Origin of the sequence: Flavobacterium sp. KACC 22763 (assembly GCF_028736155.1) — a bacterium.
GTDB lineage: Bacteria > Bacteroidota > Bacteroidia > Flavobacteriales > Flavobacteriaceae > Flavobacterium.
On the sequence record NZ_CP117879.1, the window covers coordinates 2,843,764 to 2,865,018 of the forward strand.

The following is a 21,255-nucleotide window of genomic DNA, read 5'->3' on the forward strand; positions in this document are numbered from 1 at the left end:
CTTATTGAAAGTTTCATATATATTTTTCTATTATTAATTACAGATACAAATGTAGTATATTTTAGATTAATTTAACAAAATATACTTAAAATATAATTTTTATAACAAAAGCATTTCTCGCAAATTGCCTTTTGCAAAGACCAAACCTGACAGGTTTTAAAAACCTGTCAGGTTCAAAAATATCTAATTATGCATACGTCTTATCAATCTGACTCAAAATAGTTGGATCTTGAATTTCATTGTCTTTAGCAAACAATAAAACTTTAGACATAACCTCAGCCGATTTCGGATCGTCATCTGCAAATGGAAGGAATAAACGCCCTCTGTGTTGCGAATGAATTGGCAATATCGATAAATATTTACCTGGCATCTGATGCACAACCGCACTTCCTAAATGAACGCTGTATTCTGCCAATTGTCCTTTTATGATGGCATGGTTTCCTGTAATTTCTACATTCTTCACTTTGAACAAACGCAACGTTTCCCTTAACAATACGGCTCTCATTTCGATAGAAGAATGACTTGCTTCTGGATCTACGCCGCCAACATGGGCAACGCTTACCACCAAATCAATATCGCGCATTACTTCTGAAAAAATCCTTGGATTGATATCTTCAAAAGCAATGTTTTTATAATCTTTTAATGAATGGAATTCGATCGTTTCTAAAGTCGGACTCTCAACATCTGCTGGAGAAAACCAATCTGCCATTGCATACATTTTTACCTGATATCCTTCTTTATGGAAAACTTTCTGCAATCCTTCTTCGTAATCTACTTTCCAGCCTCTTGTTTTCAATAAAGCCAAAGTTTGATTCGGCTGAACTTGATGCCCTGCATAACGTCTTGAAACCGATTTCTCTTTCAATTCACCCGGCGTTGGAACATACAATTCTCTAAAAATCTGTTTAAAAGGTTGCTGTAATTTATTATCAAAACAATATTTCTGGTAATCTGTCCAAACATTATTTTTATGCAAATCGAAACAGTGTGCAATTCTAAAAGTCTGCTTTTCGTTTAACGAAATCATTTCTCCTAAACCGGTAACTAAACTTCCATCGACATAAAAACCAATCTGATTGTCATTAGAAATAAAGACCAATTTCTCTAGATGTTTTGAAATAATTGGATGCTCGAAAAGATTTTGCATTTCTGCGAATAAAAACTCATCACCACGAATCATACTTTCTTCCAAGCCTTTTCTTGAACGAGTCCATTGCTCTCGCATGGTTTTTCGGTAATTCGTCAGTTCTAGAATACCTTTGTCTTTTTTGTATTTCGGCGGAATCGATTTTAATTCCTTTCCTGCTTTATACGTAACCAAATCAGCTTTTCCTTCATTATTGATCACCAAACTTATGGTTACATCTTCTAAAACCACTTCGGTTTCTTTTGATAAAATATTCTGAACTTGTTTGGTTTCCATTGCCCAAGTCAAACGAACAGGATCTGGATAACCCGCATTTCTTGCCAAATTTTCCAATGCCACACGAATCGCCAAAGCTTCGCTCGCCTGTTTCATCGAGCCAAACTCTTTGCTTTCTTTTTTAAACTGCTGTAAATATTCGTAACGCGCCAAAATATCTTTTTCTGGACTTGCTTTACTTAAAGGCACCAACCCATAAACTCTTAAATAATCTTGGTCACGTTTATCTTTTACTTTGGCAGTAACTTCTCTAATTTTTAGATCTCCTGTAATCGTATCAGCGTACAATCTGGCACGTCTGTGACCATTTCCGTCTGTTACGTATTTCGCAGATTCGTATAAAAGTTCCCATTTGGCTTTTCCTAATTTTTTGTAAGCCGATATAAACCAATCTTTATCTACAGCACCATCTTTAAAATCTTGCAAATCTAAAGTCGAAAATCTCGCCGCTTCACTTTCTAATTCTGAATTTGTAGCACTGTAAGAAGCCGTTTTGGTGTGCGCATGAAACCACCAAATTCCTTCATCCAGACCATTCCAATCCAAATAACTGCTGATAAACTTTTGCCATTGAGGCGCATAAATAGCAGTCTGAATCAGTCTCTCTTCAGAGATTTTAGCTTTTTTAATTAAAGCATTAAAACTTTCCTGCGTATCAGTTTCTAACGGATAACATCTTTTCAACAAGAAACTAAATAATTTCTGTTTCGTTAAATCAGTATAGCTCCACGAATAAATATAACCTTTGTACAAACTTGCTTTTCCAAGCGCTGTAATCAATTCGACTAAGCGGTTTGCTCCAAAAATCTTCTGGAAACTCTGAACCAGATGTGTAACCGTAGTATTAGAATCTCCTCTCTTAACCTCAACATCCAAAAACGTCTCTCTGATTTTATCAATCATCGGAACTAAGAATGGAAACTTTTTAATTAAATCTTCGCTTCCAAAATGTCTGTAATGTTTCTTCTCGCTGGTTAAAACAGAAATTCTTTCTGGTTCTAAAATTCCCTCGTACAATTCACCTTCGGTAATTATTTTTTGCTCAAACGCAACGCAATACAAATGAATTGGCGGTTTGGCAAAAGATCTGTTTTTTTCTAAACCGTTTAATTGTCTCCATCTATATAGATTCCAGACTTTAGCATTTTGTTCTTCTGTTAAATCAAGTAAACCAATTTTGTTCAGATAAATATCAAAAAATCCTTGACTCTGCCAGCCATTTCCGTTGTTGTTATTGTAATAATACTCATCTTTAGCAGGCTTATACTCAAATTCTATTACAGATTCCGGAAGATCGGCATATAATGCACTACAAGCGTCGATTAAGAAATCAGCCTTTTCATTAAAAACATATTTAATCTGCAATGCATTCAGAATATTCAAAATTGCATTGTCCCAATCGTAACCTCTTTTATTTTGGTGAGGCAGCAGCTCTTTATAATAAAAAACATGCTTTTCTAGAAAATCTCTCCATATTTTTCGATCGCAATTGCTTACTAGCGTCATTAAAAACAAATCTCTATTGGCAAGACCTGATTTGGTAAACCATTCTTCCCAAACTTCATACAACGGATAATTAGTCGCTGCCAATTCGGAATTCTTTTCGTCTTTTAGATTTTTTAATGGTCTAAAAGAGTTTCCTAATAAAACAGTCGATTTGCTATTATCGTAATTTTCAGTTTCGTATTCGTAATTTCTGTTTTCTTCAAACAATTTATAAAGCTTCGCAATTTCGTCTTTAATATGCGACATCGATTTGGAGAAACCATACTGATGTTCTTTTACCGCTTTTGCATACAAAGAATCTGCTCCTACTTTAGGAAGTTCATAAGCAGAAATTTCGTTTGGCGTAAAAAATCCGTAACCGTTTTCTGCGCTTAAAAGGTCTTGTTTTTTTGAAGGTTCTAACTGCTCAATAAATTTGGTTTCTTTCTCGGTAATTTTTGGTCTTTGCAGATAATCTTTTACCCAATCATTAACCTTATCTGTCAGTTTATTGTTTTTCTGAAGCTGAAGCATTACGTCCAGCATAGACATACGCTGTTCTAAATCTCCTTTTTCTATGGTCTGATTAACAAAATTGACTACTTTCTGATCTTCTTGTTTGATTAGAATTGCTGTTAGATTCTTTTTTAAATTAGAATTTTTACGTTTAAATAATTCCTGAAAAACAGCTAATTCATCTTCGGTTAAACTCAAATTTTTTAAAACACAAATCGCCGAAGCTACAAGAGATTCGCCTCTATCTTTTAAAATACGCAAGGCAAAATTTCTTTGAAAGTCAGATGGCGTCTTCATTCCTTGCAGAGTATTTTCCTTTAAACTATAATACGAATAGTGATAAAAACTTCCCAATAAATTTCTCGTCAGTTTCTCTCTTAAGTTGATCGAGAAACCTTCAAAATGCTGTAAAACCGCTTCCAATCTTTCGTTGTTATCGCCAACCAAATTAATCGCTGCGGCATAAAGCGTATCTCTTTCGAACTTTACATTTAACCACGAAAACACTTTCCCTTCAAAAGTTTTTTCTTTCTCAGTAATGCTTTGTGCAAGATTGTAAACTTTATCAAAAAAGTTCGGATAATCTGCATTTTCGATATAGAATTTCGATTTTGTATTGGCTTCCAACAAAGCATTCATTCTCGGAACTGCAAAGGCTAAAATCTGCAGATTCTCATCTTCTAAAGCTTTAAAATAAAGAGGCATTTCGATATAAGGATCGTTGGTTTCTCCTGCAAATTTTAATGCCAACGATTTCTTTTCAGCCGAACCTTTTTCTAATAATTCATGTAGATACGGAACTGTTTTCTCGACATCCAAAACACCTTGAACCCAAAGCGCCATATAGACTTCGTTATTATTTTTGCTTTTTACGCCATTCGGAATCGTTTCTGGTTTGGTAAAATAACCCGAAGCCAACTCGATAATATTACGAACTGTAGTTTCTTTTTCAGAATCCCAGCCCAAACCTGTCCACGTATCGATGGCTCTTACAACCGATGAAAAACGAGTCAGTTTATTATCAATTAGCACTTTAATCATATATTGCAAAGCGCCAATGCTAGTTTCGTCTAAAGCCTCCAGAATCGTCTGGCGCAAACCTTCTTGACGCTGCGCCGCCAAAAGCAGTTTTTCTACCAACTCCCAATGCTGCTGTTTTTCGCTATTTAAAAGTGCTTTGATGATATTTCTAGACACTTTTCCGTGTGTGTCTTTATTGAAAATAATGTCTTCAAACAATTGAAAAAGTCCTTCTTTACCAGAATCCAACGCTGAAGACCAAACCATGAATTTATTAATAGAATTTGAAATCTCGGTATCGTAACGAATTTCATCTTCAATACTCAAATCATAATAAAAAGTACTGCTGTCCTGATAATTATATTTGTAAGGTCCGTTTAGCAAAGAACGCAGAAAATTGATCTGATTGACCAACAGATAACTTTTATGATTAGGCGCTCTAAAAGCTCTTCGTGTATACCCGTTCTGATACATTTTTTGCGGCAATCTGTTCCAAGCTTCTTTTACGAATGCGGCGGTTTCTTCTCCAAAAAAGTAAAGCAGCAAGTCGTAATAGTTTTTATCTTCCCAGATATTCTCTTTTACCAAAGCGGCAAACTTTTCGGCTTCTTTAGAACCAAGCGAAATATAATTGCTGTAATAATTGTCCTGAAGTTTCAAGAGTTCCAGACCAAACTCCGCCACTTCTTTTTTCAGTTTTTTTCCAGAAAGTAATTTAGAAAGCAGATTACTGTTTACAATTTCTTCCAGTTCTTTTTTAAATCTCTTAATTGGATTTTCGATTACTTTACTTTTTAAAAGATCTTCTATCGTCATGATTGTTTATTTTAGATTTTAGACTGTAGATTTTAGATTATTTGTTGGGATGTGAAAAGCAAAATGTGATTTGTTTTTCAACAAAAAGCACAACATTAACAATTCACCATTAACAATTAACAATTATAAATTACCAATAGCTTCCCGCCAAGAAAGTCAGCCTGATAAAAGTGAGGTTTTTATTTTGAGATAAATCGATTTGTTCGGTTAACGTTTCCAGCTCATCGTCTCCATAGAAAACAGCGTACAAACCATCTTCGAAAGCTACAATGGCATTTTCCTGCGCTTTGGCCAAATCTACTTGATTGTGATTGTACAGCGCGCCAAAACCAACTTTTCCGGTATCGGTAAGAATGGGTAAATAATTTTCTTTGGGAAGATGGATTTTGTCTTCGTCTTCAAACTCAAAGGATGAAGAACGGAACAATTGAACTTGATGATCAACAATCGATTCTATGAGTTTTTGTGTACTAATGACAGGATTTTCTATATCGAGAGCGATACTTTTTTCCTGAAGGAGCGGATGTTTTTTTCCTAATTGTTTAACTGAGATGCTTATATTCATCTTTACGGGCTTTTATTTTGGAGCCGTAATGTAAGATTTTTAAAGCGATTTTTGCTTAAAATAATGTCTTTTTAATGTTAAAAAAATCTACCTAGAAAACGCATTGAGGACGCGGATTATACGGATTCGCTAACGCGAAGACGCGGATTAAAAACAGATTTTTTATTTATTCTTAAGTAATCCGTTTTAATCTGCGTTTTTACGAAGTAAATCTGTTTTATCCGCGTCTCATTGCACGGACTTTCATAAAGACTGATACTAAAAAAAATCCCGACAAATAGACATTGTCGGGATTTGAGTTTTTATTGGGTTAATTTACGATTGCTACTACAAGCCTTATAAATCTGCTTCTCTGAAAATGGCGATAAGGTTTCTGCCAGATTTCGGCTGGTTCTTAAACAGCTCAGTATTTTTTGCCTTAAATTGATATCGTCGCCAAACTCTGTATGCATTAATAGCTCGAAGATTTCCTGCAAATACATGGGCTGTTCTTTGTAATCTCCCTCAAACAATTCGTCTGAAAGGAAATTGATTACGGATGGCACTACATCACGATGTGTTGGTTTTTGATTTTCTTTTGACATAACGGAAAATTTTAAACGCACAAAATCCCTCATTTTCGGTTGTGTCAAAACATCTCTAGGAAATGCGTTAGGGCTATCACTAGCACCTTCAACGTGAATGAGGGATTCGCTTATTATTAACTTATATTAAGTTTTCAGGATATAATCCTAGATTTATTTTGACAAGACAAATATAAGCTTTTATTTGAAAAGAAAGAAAAAACGTACAAAAAAAATTAAACTTCATAAAAAACATTCAATATTCCTTTAGCTTTACTTCTAGTAAATTTTGAAATGATACTGTACTCTTCTAAAATTTTAAGAAATCTTTCATTTTCTTCATTTAAATCAAAAGATACTTTTACATCATTTACAATATCAACAAATTTATCTCCCATTTTTTCTAACAAATCACAAATATCATATTCATTATTTTCATCAGAAAAAGCTAAATTAAATAAACTAATTTTATAAGATTCTTCAAAATCAACTGCGATAAGTTTTTTAAATAATGTTGAACTTAAATTCAAAGATTTATTTTTTAAATAAAATTCAGCTATTTTTTGCAAAAATTCTAAATTTTCGCTTTTAATTATTTCTACTTCTTTTTCAATAATAATTTTATCTAAAGATTCAATACTTAATTCAGAATCAATCAATTGTTCCAAAAATTCAATATCAAAACTATAATTACCTAGCTCTGAAATAAAACTATCTTCATATGAGATAATTAATTTGACTAAAACATCTCTATTATTTTTAAATAATGAATCGAACTCTTCTACGTCAAGCACGAAAAAAACTCTTTCTTCCAAAAATGAAATTCTAGAATCTATATTTATTCGATTTGATTTTAAAACCAATTCTCCTGATTCCGCAAAGATTGCTTCAAAAGAATCCTGCGAAAGATTTTCATCGTTTATAAGTTCATAAATAAAATCGTCACATGAATTATTTTCACCAAATAAAACATCTTCTTTTTCATAAATACCTAATACTGATATTTTTGTATAGTTATCACTATCATTTAAGAAAGTAATCAAATCTGAATCAATCAAACTTTCCCAACTATAATATTCTAAAATATTTTCCCAAGAAGAGAAAATTTTATTTCTCTGAATTAATAATGTTTGAATTTCTTTTACAGGAATACTATCAAAAGAATTTAATTTGTCTGTAAATCCTTTTTGTATTATTTTTATTTTATTTTCTAAATCTAGTATTTTATCATTTTGCTCTAGCAAGTACAAAACATCATCAGCTTTTTCATTTACATTTTCTTCAATAGCTAAATAAACATTTTCTACATATTCTTTTAAATTTTTATTTATTCTTATATATAAATTTGATGTTTCATTAGATTTTAAAAACCCAAAATTTGAATAAAAAAACTTGTTCGCATCATAATTATACTTTTTATCTATTTTAGAAAAAAGATTTAAATTATCAATATTAATTTGATACAAATCGTGCTGGTAAACTTTTAATAATAAGTTTTTAATTTTTTCAGAATAAGTTATTGAAGTAAATTGAACCTGTAAAACCTGTAAAGTTTTTATAAGATGATCTGTATTTATTCTTTCAAATGCATCTTTAAGTAAATCCTTATCTAAACTAATAAAATTTGTTAATCCTTTATTTTTATTCAACTTGATCAAAGTCCTATTGCCAATTTCATCTGAAAATAATTGAATTAAATCAAGCAGAATAATTCTTCTTAAATCTTCAGAAAATTTTGTTTCTACAAAATGCCAGAATTTATCCCATTTAGTTATTTCAAAATAAAAATTAGTCAGAGTAACATTATCATTGCTTATTTTTTTTAAAAAACTTTCAATAAAGTAAACACTTTCATCATGATAATTTTTTATCTGATCCAAAACAAAATCAAGTTTTTCATTTCTTAAATTAGGGTTTTGGCATTCTTTTAATAAAAATTGTAAAATGTCATAAATTAATATAGATTTATTTTTAAATCTTATATCTCTTATGTTCTTTACCAAATTCTCTACATCTTCAATTTTCTCTTCAAAAGAGGTAGTTTCATTTTGGTTTATTTTCATCATCAATTTATGATCACTGGAAGATAGTGAACCTGGATGAAAGTATGAGACGTATTCTATAAAATCTTCATTTAAATAATCATTTTTGAATAGATATTTAAATAAACTAATGTTAGGATTTACTTTATTTTCAGTAAATTCTTTACCATCAACATTTCTATATATTTTAGATGAATAAACTAGTTCTAAAAAGTGATCAACTCCTTCATTATAATTTTCACATAATTCAAATAAACTTAAATTTTTAATATTTTGCTTTTCATTATTTAAAAAAAGAATTTTTCTTTCTAATAAAGCTATTTTATTTTCATGAAAATCATTAATCAGCTTTACCCTTTTATTATATGTTAATTCACTATCCATTTCATCTTCAACATCTTTAAAAGAAATACCTGAGTTGTGATTTCTAACATAATCATAACTGAACTTAATATTACGAGATTCCTTTATTTTTTCGAAATTTTCATCAGCAATCAGGTTATCACTCAACTTCATCCCCTCTATATCTATAATTTTTTGCAAATGTTTTTCTTCAATTAACACCATCAAATTAAAAATATAAATTTTTCTTAGCTCGTTTACATCTCTCAAAACTTGTTTACTCAATAATTTTTCCAATTCATTCTTTTCTTCAATTTTAGCTTTCAACTGATCGTCAATTTCCACAATAATTTTTTCCAAATCTTTGTCTTTTTTAAAATCTTTTTTAAAAATTCGATGCAGTTTCGATTCATTTTTTTGAATTCTCGCAAAATCATCTGGAAATATGTTTTTGTAAAATATAATTGCAAAGAGCTTATTTTTATCAATACTAGGTTTATCAATAATTAAAATCTCATTGTACAATTTAAATTCATTACAAATATTGATAACTGTACGCATGTCATACACGTAATTAGAAACTTCGGAAATGAAATTTTTATCTAAAAAACTTTTATTTTCTATGACAACCTCACTTTCATTCTTTTCCTTTTCAAAAAAGCTTTCTAATTTTAAAAGAAACATATTTTTTGAATTACTATAATCAGTAATTGGTATAACAGGAACAATTATATCAAAAAACTTTGTCTTATCTTCTAAAATTAATTCATCTTTTACTGAATAAATAAACTTAACTGGCTGAATAACATCCTTAGACTGTTTAATTAAAATAGAAAGTTCTCTAATTTTAGAATATAATTTGATAGCTACATCATCACTAAATCTATCAATATCTTCAACAATAACAATATTCGTATTAGTTTTTTCAAAGAAGTAAATTATTTCATCGATGTTTCTATTAAAAACAGAAAGATCTTTATCTGTTTTTTCATTAACTATTTCAAGAGTGTTAGGAGTTAATTTTGAGAGTTTTAAATTCTTTATTTTATCAAATGATTTATAAAAAATATAAAATACTCCAGTAATAAAAAATAATTGTATAAATTCTGTATTTGTGCTAATTCCTTTAAAGAGAATAAGCTTTTTATTAATCCCTTCAAAAAATAAAAAAATTAAAGAATAGAACCACAATGTCAGTAAGCATATGAAAATTAATTTTCGAAAAGGCTTAGTAAAATCAATTCTTTTATATGAAGATTCTTTTATTTTTATTTTTTTCTCATAATAAAGAATTTGCTGAACTATACTCGTTTCTATTAATTTTTCGTCCGATTTATCATCTTTAAAACTTGCTAGGGAAATATGTAAATATTCATTACCTCTATTTCTTTTACAAAATTCGTTAATGATTGTGCTTTTACCAGTTCCAAACCCACCAGTTAACGCAATATTTGTTACATTTTCATTATGTATTGCAAAAGATAAAGCATCAAGATATTTATTTATCTGATTGTTTCTTGTTTCATTAGGCAAATTTGCAGTCAAATCTTCAAGTGACAATTGATTTGTGACTGGATTATCTTTATATAAGATAATTTCAACTTTAGTTAGATAATCAATAGTATTTTTAAACAGTATCTGTAAACACTTAATTAAAAACTCTTTTAACATTTCAAATTTATCTATTAAGAACTTTTTACTTCTCTTAAAAGACCACATAATTATTAGGATAGCTAATAAAACTAAGATATTTGAGTTTATGTATTCTTTCATAGATAAGCGTTTATTTAAATTTAGAACAGCGAAAGTTATTAATTATATAAGATTTAATCTTACGGTTTTCCTCACTAATTTTAATCTTGTGAATTTTCAAATATATATAAACAAAAAGCCTTCAAACCAAGTACAAACCCCTGATTTAAAAGCCAACAAATAATCTGATAATTAAAACTTAAATCCCAAAAAAGCTTTTAGAATTCCTAGTCGTTTCCTCCACTACTTTAGCTAAAGTAATTCCTTTAAACTGTGCAATTGTTCCAGCAACATACGGCAGAAAAGCAGGTTCGCAACGGCGTTCGTGGTATTTCTTCAAGAGGCTGTTCGGGACATTTTTAGGAAGCATAAACGGCGCATCGGTTTCAATCATCATTCGGTCGAGCGGTACGTACTGAATGACTTCTTTTAAATGACTGAAACGTTTGGCATCTGAAATCGCTCCCGTAAAACCCAGATAAAATCCATTATCGAGATAGGTTTTGGCTTCTTGCAACGTTCCCGTAAAACAATGCACAACGGCTTTTGGCAATTGCGGTAAATAGTCTTTGGTAATATTCATAAAAGAATTGAAAGCGCTTCTTTCGTGCAAAAACAAAGGTTTCTGTACTTCAATCGCCAATTCTAATTGGGCTTTATAACATTCTTCCTGTTTGTTTCGGGGCGAAAAGTCACGATCAAAATCGAGTCCGCATTCGCCAACCGAAACTACATGTTTCAGTTCTAATAATTTCCTAAGTTTCGAAATACTCTGCGCATCAAAACTCTTCGCATCATGCGGATGTATTCCCGCCGTAGCGTACAACACGCCTGGGTATTGTCGCGCAATCTTAGCAGATTCTTCGCTATTTCGTACGCTGGTGCCTGTGAGTATCATTTGCGATACATCGGCATCGAGCGCGTCTTGTACGACATCGTCTATGTCGTTTTGGAATTGTTTGTTGGTTAAATTAATTCCGATATCTATGTAATTCATTTTTTTTAAAGTTGCTAAGGTTCTTAGAGGCTAAGATTCTAAGTTTTTTTTCTCTCTGTTGCCTTAAATTATTTTTTATTTTTTGCCACTAAGGCACTAGGACGCTAAGTTTTTGTTTTTTAATCTCGCAAAGTCGCGGAGTCGCAAAGTTTTTTTTGTCACAGATTATTAAGATTAAAAGGATTAAAAAAAATCTGCATAATCTGCGAAATCTGCGTGAAAAAATTCTTTTTGTTTTTTGCCACTAAGGCACTAAGACACAAAGTTTTTTTTATTCTTTGTGTTGGTTATTATTTTTTTAATCTCGCAATCCCGATAGCTATAGGGAGCAGAGTCGCTAAGTTTTTTTAGCCACAGATTATTAAGATTAAAAGGATTATTTTAAAATCTGCTGAATCTGCAATCCCGATAGCTATCGGGAGCGTGAAAAAATCTTTAATCACACAGTTTGTCATCCTGAGGAACGAAGGATCACATCCAATATTCCTCAAAGAGAATCGCCAATCTTTGTAGAGTCTCTTGTGTGATCCTTCGTTCCTCAGGATGACAAACTGGGCGTTAGACGCACTGCAGTGCGCCTCTACACTGAAAACTGTGACCGAGACTGAACACTAAAAAACTGATCACTGACCACTAGTCCTCACGACTTCCATCATCTGCCATTCTAACCAGTTTAGGCGTAAACTTCGCTACCACATCCACCAAATCCTGCTGCGCTTCCATGACCTGATTGATATCTTTATACGCCATTGGGGCTTCGTCTAGACCTGCTCCGATAAGCGTAACGCCATGATCTCTCAGGATGGATTTCATTTCGGTTTGTGTAATGTTTTTTATGGCTTGAGTTCTGCTCATTTGTCTTCCTGCTCCATGCGAAGCCGAATTAATGGCGTTCTCCTCGCCTTTTCCTCTCACCAAAAATCCCGGTGCGGTCATACTTCCCGGAATGATTCCCATAACGCCTTTTCCGGCTGGGGTTGCTCCTTTTCTATGTACAATCACTTCTTCGCCGTTCCAGATTTCTTTCCAGGCGAAATTATGGTGGTTTTCGACTTTGGCTAAAATAGTTGCACCTAGAGCGCGTTCCATTTTGTTATGGATAATCTCGTGACAAGCCGAAGCGTAATCTCCCGCCAAATTCATCGCCAGCCAGTATTCTTGTCCTAATTGCGAATTCATATCCAGATACGCTAAGTTTTTGGCTACTTCTGGAAGTTTACATTCGTCTTTGGCGATTTTAGTATAATGTCCCGCAATAGTTGCTCCCATTCCGCGTGAACCGGAATGCGTTAACAAAGCGACGTATTTTCCTTTTGGAATATTTAAAACGGCATCGTCTTGCGCAAATTCCATGATTCCGAACTCCACAAAATGATTTCCACCACCCGAAGATCCTAATTGTGACCAGGCTTTATCTTTCAAGTTCTTCACAAACGGATTCATATTGAACGTTTCATTCTCCAAAACCGCATGATCTGATTTGTATTGACCGTGAAATCCGTGGCCCGCTCCAAAAATAGAATTCGCTATTAATTCTCTTTTGAATTTAGCTTCGTTTTCAAAGTAAAAATCTTCGGGAATATCATAAACCGACAATGCCATTCTACACCCAATATCAACCCCAACACCATACGGAATAATGGCATTTTTTGTGGCTAAAACTCCGCCAATCGGTAATCCGTAACCTTGGTGCGCGTCTGGCATTAAAGCTCCGGCAACTGTCACAGGAAGCTTCATGGCAACTTCCATCTGTTTTCTGGCTCCGTCTTCGATATGATCTAATCCGTAAGCCGAATACGCATTCGGAGTTTGATTTAAAGCAATGAAATCTTCTGGTTTTTCATTCGATTTTTCGATTAAAGCCACAGCTAGTTTGCTGAAGATTTTATCGTCTATATAGTTTTCTGGAGCTTCTAAGACGTTTTTGAAATTTGCAATCATTTCGTCTCTTGTGAATCCGTTTCGTTTGCTGTTTATTTTTAAGGCGATTCCGATTATTTTTCCTTCTGGGAATCCTAATTCTAATATATCTGTACCGTTTATTTGTGTTTTCATTTTTTCTTTTTTAAGGGGCAAAGGTCCTGAGGTTCATAGGTGCAAAGGTTTCTTACTGCTTCGCATTTATTTTACGTAGTTTTTTCTATTTTTTTTTGCTCAGCGAAGACATATTTCTCGCAAAGTCGCTAAGACGCAAAGTTTTTATTTAAAGTAATTAACACGCTGTTTGTCATTTCGACATAAGGAGACTCGAGCGATAGTGAACAGGCGAAGCAAATCTTCGCAAGTAACTCCGCAATCAAAATCACCAATCTTTGTCGAGCTTCTCGTGGAAATTTGCTTCGCCTGTTCGCTATCGCTCGAGTCTCGTTCCTCGAAATGACAAGCTGTGTCTTTAATTTTATTTAATTGATGTTTTCAACATTCATTTTTTAATTTTTAAAAGAGGTAACACTTAGGAATGGTCTAATTTTCTTGGAACGAAGTAACCATTTCCTGACGACACTCTTTTTTTAAGAGCAATATTCTATAAGCGACTTTTAGGATTCGAACCTAATATTATCATGCCGCGAAGTAGCGCTTAATAGACGGCATCTTATTTTTTGAAAAAGTAATAATTTATAAGAGTTAATATTCAACCTAAACGAAGTAGCTCTCATACACGACATTTTTCAGTTTTTAAAAAGAAGTAAAAAGCAATAAGAGAAACGGGGCTTGTCTTGCCAGAGTCGAACTGGATAACCTTGCTGATTTTACAACTTCGCTATTCCTCCCCAAATTTGAGACGAAGTAACTCTTATTTACGACATTCTTTTTTATTTTTAAAACAAGGCAACAAACGATAAGTGAAATTTACGTGCTCTACCACTGAGCTACACTTCCTTTTATATTTTTTTTCTTGCGGAAGTGGCGGGGCTCGAACCCGCGACCACGTCGTTAACAGCGAAGTAACACTTATCTACGACACTTGTTTTTTATTCTATTTTCAATGAACTTATTTCTTTTACAAATATTCAAATCATACTGCGCAATTATTTTGCGCAGTAGATTGAAAGTTTACAATTCTATTCGATTAATGTAATTCAAAGCGCTGCTTTTATCGTCTAAAGCATTCAAAACATCAAACACTTTATCTGACCAACCGGCTATTAAATATACATCGTTTTTTTCGATGTTTATTGGTGACTGACCGTAACCAGCCAAATCAAACAAATATAATTTTGCATTTGGTGCGATACTTTTGTATCGATTCCATGAATTTGCAAATGAGTCTTTTGTGTACGCGTTATTCCACATTTGAACGTCTGTAAACAACATTACTTTGTCTACAATTTCTTTTCGGCTGATTAAATCTTCCAAAACCAAATGACCGTTTGTAGCGTAACCTACTTCACCTTCGCGTTTGTAATATTCGTTGACGTTGGCCAATATGCTTCGTTTTGGCATATTGATTATTTTCCAACGATCACCAAACATACCGCTTACCACATTTTTACAACGGCTTTGCATTAACATCCCCAACATCAAACCGATATCATAAAGCAATACTTTACTTTTTGGTGAAATTGGCTGTTGCATTGAACCCGAAACGTCACAAGCAATTACAACTGATGTATTTACATCAAAACCTTTTATGTTTTGTGAACTCGCCATAACAGCATCTTCTAAGGCATCTAAAACCATTGAAGTGTATTTGAAATTCAAATCTTTCACTTCACGATAAGCGGCTAAAAATCGGAAAGGCAATTGTTTTGAGTTTGCTACTGCTTTTTCGTTAGAAAGATAATCGCATACTTTTTGGATATGAAAACCAGAAACATTCGCTTCTAAGATATTTCGTAAGTTACGCAACAAAGCCATGTAACCTATTTTACCGCTATCAATCAATTCCTCCCATTTTTGAGTAAATGCTTTTTGTTTTTCAAATTCGTTATAAAACTTTATTTGACCTAATTGCGACAACTCAGTTTCCCAAGTATATGGCGTTTGCAAAGTGTTACTCACAACTTTATTAAAAATGGTTTGTTGCGCTTCGTCTTTTGCTTTTGGGTGAACCAAAAACAAAGCATCTTTTAATTTCACCGCACCATCGCGATTGTATTTGGCAAACTGGTATTCGTCAAATTTATTGAATGAAACCGCTAAACCTTTTTGGATTTGTTTTGATAAACGGTTTAATTTCTTAACGCCATTACGTTCGTTTGCCATTTGATAATAAGCCAATAATTCTGTGATTTCATCTGCACGCTGAATTACATTGATTATCATTTTACTGATTAATGAATCGCCAGAATAAATTTTAGCCAATTCTACAACCAAAACTAATGGCACTGAACGCATATGCATTTCATTACGTGCATAAACTGCCAATTTTGCAACAAATACTGGATTACATTTTTTAATCAAGTTTTTGATTCGCTCTAAACGAGTTGTATCTTTTTCATAAAATGAAGCACTTAAGCTTGTTGTTACAACTGCCGCGTATAATTCGTATTCTGATGTTAAAGAAAAAGCCGGTGCATTTTCGTGATTAACTATATTGTTTTTCTCTTTTGCTAAAAAATTGAATTTCATAATTTCTGGTTTTTAAAATTAGACAATGGTTATTGTTTTATTTCTTGAGCAAAGATTTCAAAACTACTACGCAATTATTTTGCGCAGTAAAAAAAGAATTTTAAATTTGAGTAAAAAACAAGATGAATTTAGAGAAAATCTATTCTGAATTGCTCTCTAATATTGGCTTTTCAGCAAATGAAATTCAGCAAAACTGGTTGGATTTAGAAAAGGCATATTCCAAAAAATTAAGGCATTATCACAATCTCACGCATTTAAAAGAAATGATTGCCAGTTTTGAAACGTATCGTGATAAACTTCAAAATCCAAACGAAATATTATTTTCGATTTTCTATCATGATTTTGTGTATTCGGCTTCCAAAAAAGATAACGAACTTAAAAGTGCCGAATATGCTTTGTCTATTTTTACAGATGTTAAACCCGACAGGTTTTTAAAACCTGTCGGGTTTTCGGAATTTGATCGTCACTTGGTTTTTGACGCGATCTGCGCAACACAGCAACATCAACAAAATGCAATTGAAGATATTAATTGGTTAATCGATTTTGATTTGAAAATTCTAGCCAAAGATTGGGAAGATTATAAAATCTATTTTGAACAAATTAGAAAAGAATACCGCATCTATCCTGATTTTCTATACAAACCTGGACGTGCAAAAGCGTTGAAGCATTTTTTGGAGAATGAGTTTATTTTTCAGACGGATGAATTCAGAAATTTATACGAAGAAAAAGCAAGAATTAATATTGAAAAAGAGATTTCATTATTAATGTAGAGACGCAATTCATTGCGTCTACACAACGAATATATCCACAATGTGTTAGATCGCACAGCCAATGATTATCCACAACGAATATTCACAATGTTTAGACGCAATGAATTGCGTCTCTACGTTTAAAAAATACAAAAATGTCACAAAACAAAAACGCCTTAATCCGATACAAAACCATAGATAAATGCCTTCAGAACAAATATAGGCAATGGACACTCGAAGATTTAATCGAAGAATGTTCTGAGGCTTTATCTGAATACGAAGGACGCCAAAACCCAATTAGCAAACGAACCATTCAAATGGATATTCAATTGATGCGAAGCGAAAAATTGGGTTATAATGCGCCAATCGTAGTTTACGATAAAAAGTATTATAAATATGAAGATGAAGATTTTTCGATAACCGATATTCCCCTGACGGAAACAGATATGAATGTTTTAACTGAAACAGTTTCGATGCTGAAACAGTTTAAAGATTTCTCTTTATTTAATGATGTATCAGATATTCTGCAGCGTTTGGAAGATAAAATCTACGCCGAGAAATCGCATACCAAACCTGTTATTTATTTGGATAAAAACGAAAACCTAAAAGGGCTTCATTATTTAGATGAAATTTATCAGGCGATTATTAAAAAGATGGTTTTGATAATTACCTATAAATCGTTTAAATCGCGAGAAGAAACCAAATTTCATTTTCATCCTTTTATATTAAAGGAATTCAACAACCGTTGGTTTTTAATTGGAAAGAAAAAAGCCTCACAGCCGATTACCAATTTGGCTTTAGACAGAATTATTTCGATTGATTATGATTTTAATCTACCTTATATAGAAGAAGATTTTGATGCCGACATTTATTATAAGGATGTAATTGGCGTAACTGTAAATTCAGGCTTACAACCGAGACGAATTGAATTATGGGTGGATGCTTCAAACGCACCTTATGTACTTACAAAACCGTTGCATACTTCTCAGCGCATAATTAAGCAAAATGAAGACGGAAGTGTTATTATACATATATATGTAATACCAAATTATGAAATGGAACGTCTTCTGTTAGGGTTTGGAAGCTGTTTGGAGATTTTAAAGCCAGAAGGTCTGAGAAATCGTATGAAAAAGACTCTTCAAGACGCTATTTCACGCTATGATTCAGAACAACCAACTGAAATAAATGCATAATTTTTTACAGAATACAGAATTAAATGCGTTTTAAAAACTAAAAAAGGATTTTTACAGCATTAAAAATGTTAAAATCTAAAAAAAGAATAGTATATTACACTTAAAATAAACAACCAAAACCCTCTAAATCAGGGATATTTTATAACTAACCAAAAAATTATTAAAAAATTATATGCATGCATAGTATTTTTTAATTATATTTGAAATCGATATAGTTACCTATGAAAGACAAAACGATAGATTATATTTTAAGAGCGACATGGCAAGCTGTTTCAAGAATGTATAATGAAGAAGCTGCTAAATATGATGCAACAATGGCGACAGGGTTTGCTCTTTTAAGTATGGACAAGGAAGAAGGAACTCCGTCAACGGCTCTTGGCCCAAGAATGGGAATGGAAGCCACCAGCTTAACAAGAACCTTAAAATCTATGGAAGAAAAAGGTTTAATTGTTCGCAAAAAAAACCCAAGTGACGGAAGAGGTGTTTTAATCTATCTAACCGACTTTGGTAAAGAAAAAAGAGATTTATCTAAAAATACAGTTCTGAAATTTAATGAAACGGTTAGAAAACATGTTTCAGAAGAAAAACTGAATCATTTTATCGAGGTTTCTGAAATCATCAATGAACTGATTCACGATAAAAACATATTTAATCAAACAGAAAACACAGAAGAAAAGTAATCAATTTTGATTGTCCTGATTCTGTAAAAAAAACAAATAATAACAAATATGAAACGCACAATTAAAAAAGTTGCTGTAATTGGATCCGGAATTATGGGTTCAGGTATAGCTTGTCATTTTGCTAACATTGGTGTCGAAGTTTTACTTCTGGACATTGTACCGCGTGAACTGACCGAAGCTGAAGCTAAAAAAGGATTAACACTTGAAAGTAAAGCCGTTCGCAACCGTGTGGTAAACGAACATTTGGCGAATTCATTAAAATCAAAACCATCTCCTATTTACAGTCAGAAATTCGCAAACAGAATCACGACTGGAAATACAACAGATGATATGGCAAAAATTGCTAATGTTGACTGGATTATCGAGGTTGTTGTTGAGCGTTTAGACATTAAGAAATTAGTTTTTGAACAAATCGAGAAATTCCGTAAACCTGGAACTTTAGTTACTTCAAACACTTCTGGTATTCCAATTCACTTTATGAGTGAAGGAAGAAGCGAAGATTTCCAACAACACTTCTGCGGAACTCACTTTTTTAACCCTGCGCGTTACTTAAAATTATTTGAAATTATTCCTGGTCCAAAAACTTCTACTGAAGTATTGGATTTCTTAAACGAATACGGATCTAAATTCTTAGGAAAAACTTCGGTTGTCGCTAAAGATACTCCGGCGTTTATTGGAAACAGAATTGGGATTTACGGAATCCAAAGTTTATTCCACTTGGTAAAAGAAATGGGATTAACAATTGAAGAAGTTGATAAATTGACTGGTCCGGTTATCGGTCGTCCAAAATCGGCTACTTTCCGTACTGTTGACGTTGTTGGATTGGATACTTTGGTACACGTTGCCAACGGTATTTACGAAAACTGCCCTAACGACGAACAACACGAATTGTTCAAACTTCCTGATTTCATCAACAAAATGATGGAAAATAATTGGTTAGGAAGCAAAACTGGACAAGGTTTCTACAAAAAAGTAGATAAAGATATTCTTTCTTTAGACTTAAATACATTAGAATACCGCGCTGCAAAAAAAGCAAATTTTGCTACTCTTGAGCTAACAAAAACTATTGATAAACCAATCAATCGTTTTAAAGTTTTAGTAAAAGGAACAGACAAAGCGGGAGAATTCTACCGTAAAAGTTTCGCTGGAATGTTTGCTTATGTGTCAAACAGAGTTCCAGAAATCTCAGACGAATTATACAAAATTGACGATGCCATGAAAGCTGGTTTTGGATGGGAAAATGGTCCATTCGAAATCTGGGATGCTATTGGTGTTGCCAAAGGAATTGAAATCATGAAAGCGGAAGGTTTAGAGCCTGCTGCATGGGTTACTGAAATGTTGGCTTCTGGAAGCGAAAGTTTTTATACTGTAAAAGAAGGAGCGACTTATTTCTATAACATTCCGACAAAATCACAAGTAAAAGTTCCTGGACAAGATTCATTCATTATTCTGAACAACATTCGCGAAAGCAAAAAAGTTTGGAGCAATAGTGGTGCAATTATTCAGGATTTAGGAGACGGAATCTTAAACTTAGAATTCCAATCTAAAATGAATACAATTGGTGGCGATGTTCTACAAGCTATCAATAAAGCAATCGACTTATCTGAAAAAGAATATCAAGGTTTAGTTATTGGTAACCAAGCGGCGAATTTCTCTGTTGGAGCTAATATCGGAATGATCTTCATGATGGCAGTTGAGCAAGAATACGATGAATTGAACATGGCAATTAAACTGTTCCAAGATACAATGATGCGTGTTCGTTACTCTTCTATTCCAGTTGTGGTTGCGCCTCACGGAATGACTTTTGGTGGTGGATGCGAAATGAGCTTACATGCTGATAAAGTAGTTGCTGCTGCAGAAACATACATGGGATTAGTTGAATTTGGTGTTGGAGTTATCCCTGGCGGTGGTGGTTCTAAAGAAATGACTTTAAGAGCTTCAGATTTATTCCGCAAAAATGATGTGGAATTGAACGTTCTTCAAGAGTATTTCTTGACAATCGCAATGGCAAAAGTTTCGACTTCTGGTTATGAGGCTTTTGATACTGGACTTCTTCAACATGGAAAAGACATTATCGTAGTAAACAAAGATCGTCAGATTGCTGAAGCTAAAAAACATGCGTTGTTAATGGCTGAAGCTGGATATACGCAGCCAATTAGAAGAAACGATATTAAAGTTCTAGGAAAACAAGCTTTAGGTATGTTCTTAGTTGGAACAGATCAAATGCAAGCTGGAAAATACATTTCTGAGCACGACAAGAAAATCGCTAACAAACTGGCTTATGTAATGGCTGGTGGTGATTTATCTGAAGCAACTTTAGTATCTGAACAATATTTATTAGATATCGAACGTGAAGCTTTCTTGAGTTTATGTACAGAGCGTAAGACTTTAGAGAGAATTCAATACATGTTGACTAAAGGAAAACCGCTTCGTAATTAGAGAATAAGATGAAAGAAGCAAGAAACAAGACTTCAAAACAAAGTTTTGTCTTTTCTCTTACCTCTTGCCTCTTTCTTCTAATAAATCTTAAAAAAACAAAA

Annotated in this window: 11 protein-coding genes; 4 read left to right on the forward strand and 7 right to left on the reverse strand. The window is 32.9% G+C overall.

Annotated elements, in window-relative coordinates:
- Nucleotides 1-187: 187 nt before the first annotated feature.
- The 7 genes from PQ463_RS11425 to PQ463_RS11455 all read right to left on the reverse strand — a co-directional run bounded on the left by PQ463_RS11425 (nt 188) and on the right by PQ463_RS11455 (nt 16,093).
- Complete coding sequence (locus PQ463_RS11425; RefSeq protein WP_274253811.1) at nt 188-5,260, reverse strand: DUF4132 domain-containing protein; 5,073 nt, start codon at nt 5,258-5,260, stop codon at nt 188-190.
- A 130-nt stretch (nt 5,261-5,390) separates the two neighbouring features.
- Nucleotides 5,391-5,825 carry a hypothetical protein gene (locus tag PQ463_RS11430; RefSeq protein ID WP_274253812.1) on the reverse strand — a complete coding sequence of 145 codons (435 nt, stop codon included), beginning with the start codon at nt 5,823-5,825 and terminating at the stop codon, nt 5,391-5,393.
- Between the two features lie 302 nt (nt 5,826-6,127).
- The gene (locus PQ463_RS11435) at nt 6,128-6,409 is read right to left on the reverse strand and encodes a hypothetical protein (protein WP_274253813.1); all 282 of its coding nucleotides are present in this window, start codon (nt 6,407-6,409) and stop codon (nt 6,128-6,130) included.
- Between the two features lie 215 nt (nt 6,410-6,624).
- Nucleotides 6,625-10,545, reverse strand: a complete 3,921-nt coding sequence (locus tag PQ463_RS11440) for a YobI family P-loop NTPase (RefSeq protein ID WP_274253814.1) — start codon at nt 10,543-10,545, stop codon at nt 6,625-6,627.
- A 178-nt stretch (nt 10,546-10,723) separates the two neighbouring features.
- Nucleotides 10,724-11,521 carry a TatD family hydrolase gene (locus PQ463_RS11445; protein WP_274253815.1) on the reverse strand — a complete coding sequence of 266 codons (798 nt, stop codon included), beginning with the start codon at nt 11,519-11,521 and terminating at the stop codon, nt 10,724-10,726.
- A 633-nt stretch (nt 11,522-12,154) separates the two neighbouring features.
- Complete coding sequence (locus PQ463_RS11450) at nt 12,155-13,576, reverse strand: RtcB family protein (protein WP_274253816.1); 1,422 nt, start codon at nt 13,574-13,576, stop codon at nt 12,155-12,157.
- Between the two features lie 999 nt (nt 13,577-14,575).
- Nucleotides 14,576-16,093 (reverse strand): TROVE domain-containing protein, encoded by a 1,518-nt coding sequence (locus tag PQ463_RS11455; protein WP_274253817.1) that lies wholly within the window; start codon nt 16,091-16,093, stop codon nt 14,576-14,578.
- Between the two features lie 122 nt (nt 16,094-16,215).
- On the opposite strand from PQ463_RS11455, the gene PQ463_RS11460 reads away from it, so the two are divergent.
- The 4 genes from PQ463_RS11460 to PQ463_RS11475 all read left to right on the forward strand — a co-directional run bounded on the left by PQ463_RS11460 (nt 16,216) and on the right by PQ463_RS11475 (nt 21,154).
- Nucleotides 16,216-16,863, forward strand: coding sequence for an HD domain-containing protein (locus PQ463_RS11460; protein ID WP_274253818.1), 648 nt, complete (start codon nt 16,216-16,218; stop codon nt 16,861-16,863).
- A 134-nt stretch (nt 16,864-16,997) separates the two neighbouring features.
- The gene (locus PQ463_RS11465; RefSeq protein WP_274253819.1) at nt 16,998-18,035 is read left to right on the forward strand and encodes a helix-turn-helix transcriptional regulator; all 1,038 of its coding nucleotides are present in this window, start codon (nt 16,998-17,000) and stop codon (nt 18,033-18,035) included.
- Between the two features lie 221 nt (nt 18,036-18,256).
- Nucleotides 18,257-18,715: a MarR family winged helix-turn-helix transcriptional regulator gene (locus PQ463_RS11470; protein WP_274253820.1), complete on the forward strand. Its 459-nt coding sequence runs from the start codon at nt 18,257-18,259 to the stop codon at nt 18,713-18,715.
- 48 nt (nt 18,716-18,763) lie between these two features.
- Complete coding sequence (locus PQ463_RS11475; protein WP_274253821.1) at nt 18,764-21,154, forward strand: 3-hydroxyacyl-CoA dehydrogenase/enoyl-CoA hydratase family protein; 2,391 nt, start codon at nt 18,764-18,766, stop codon at nt 21,152-21,154.
- Nucleotides 21,155-21,255 lie beyond the last annotated feature (101 nt).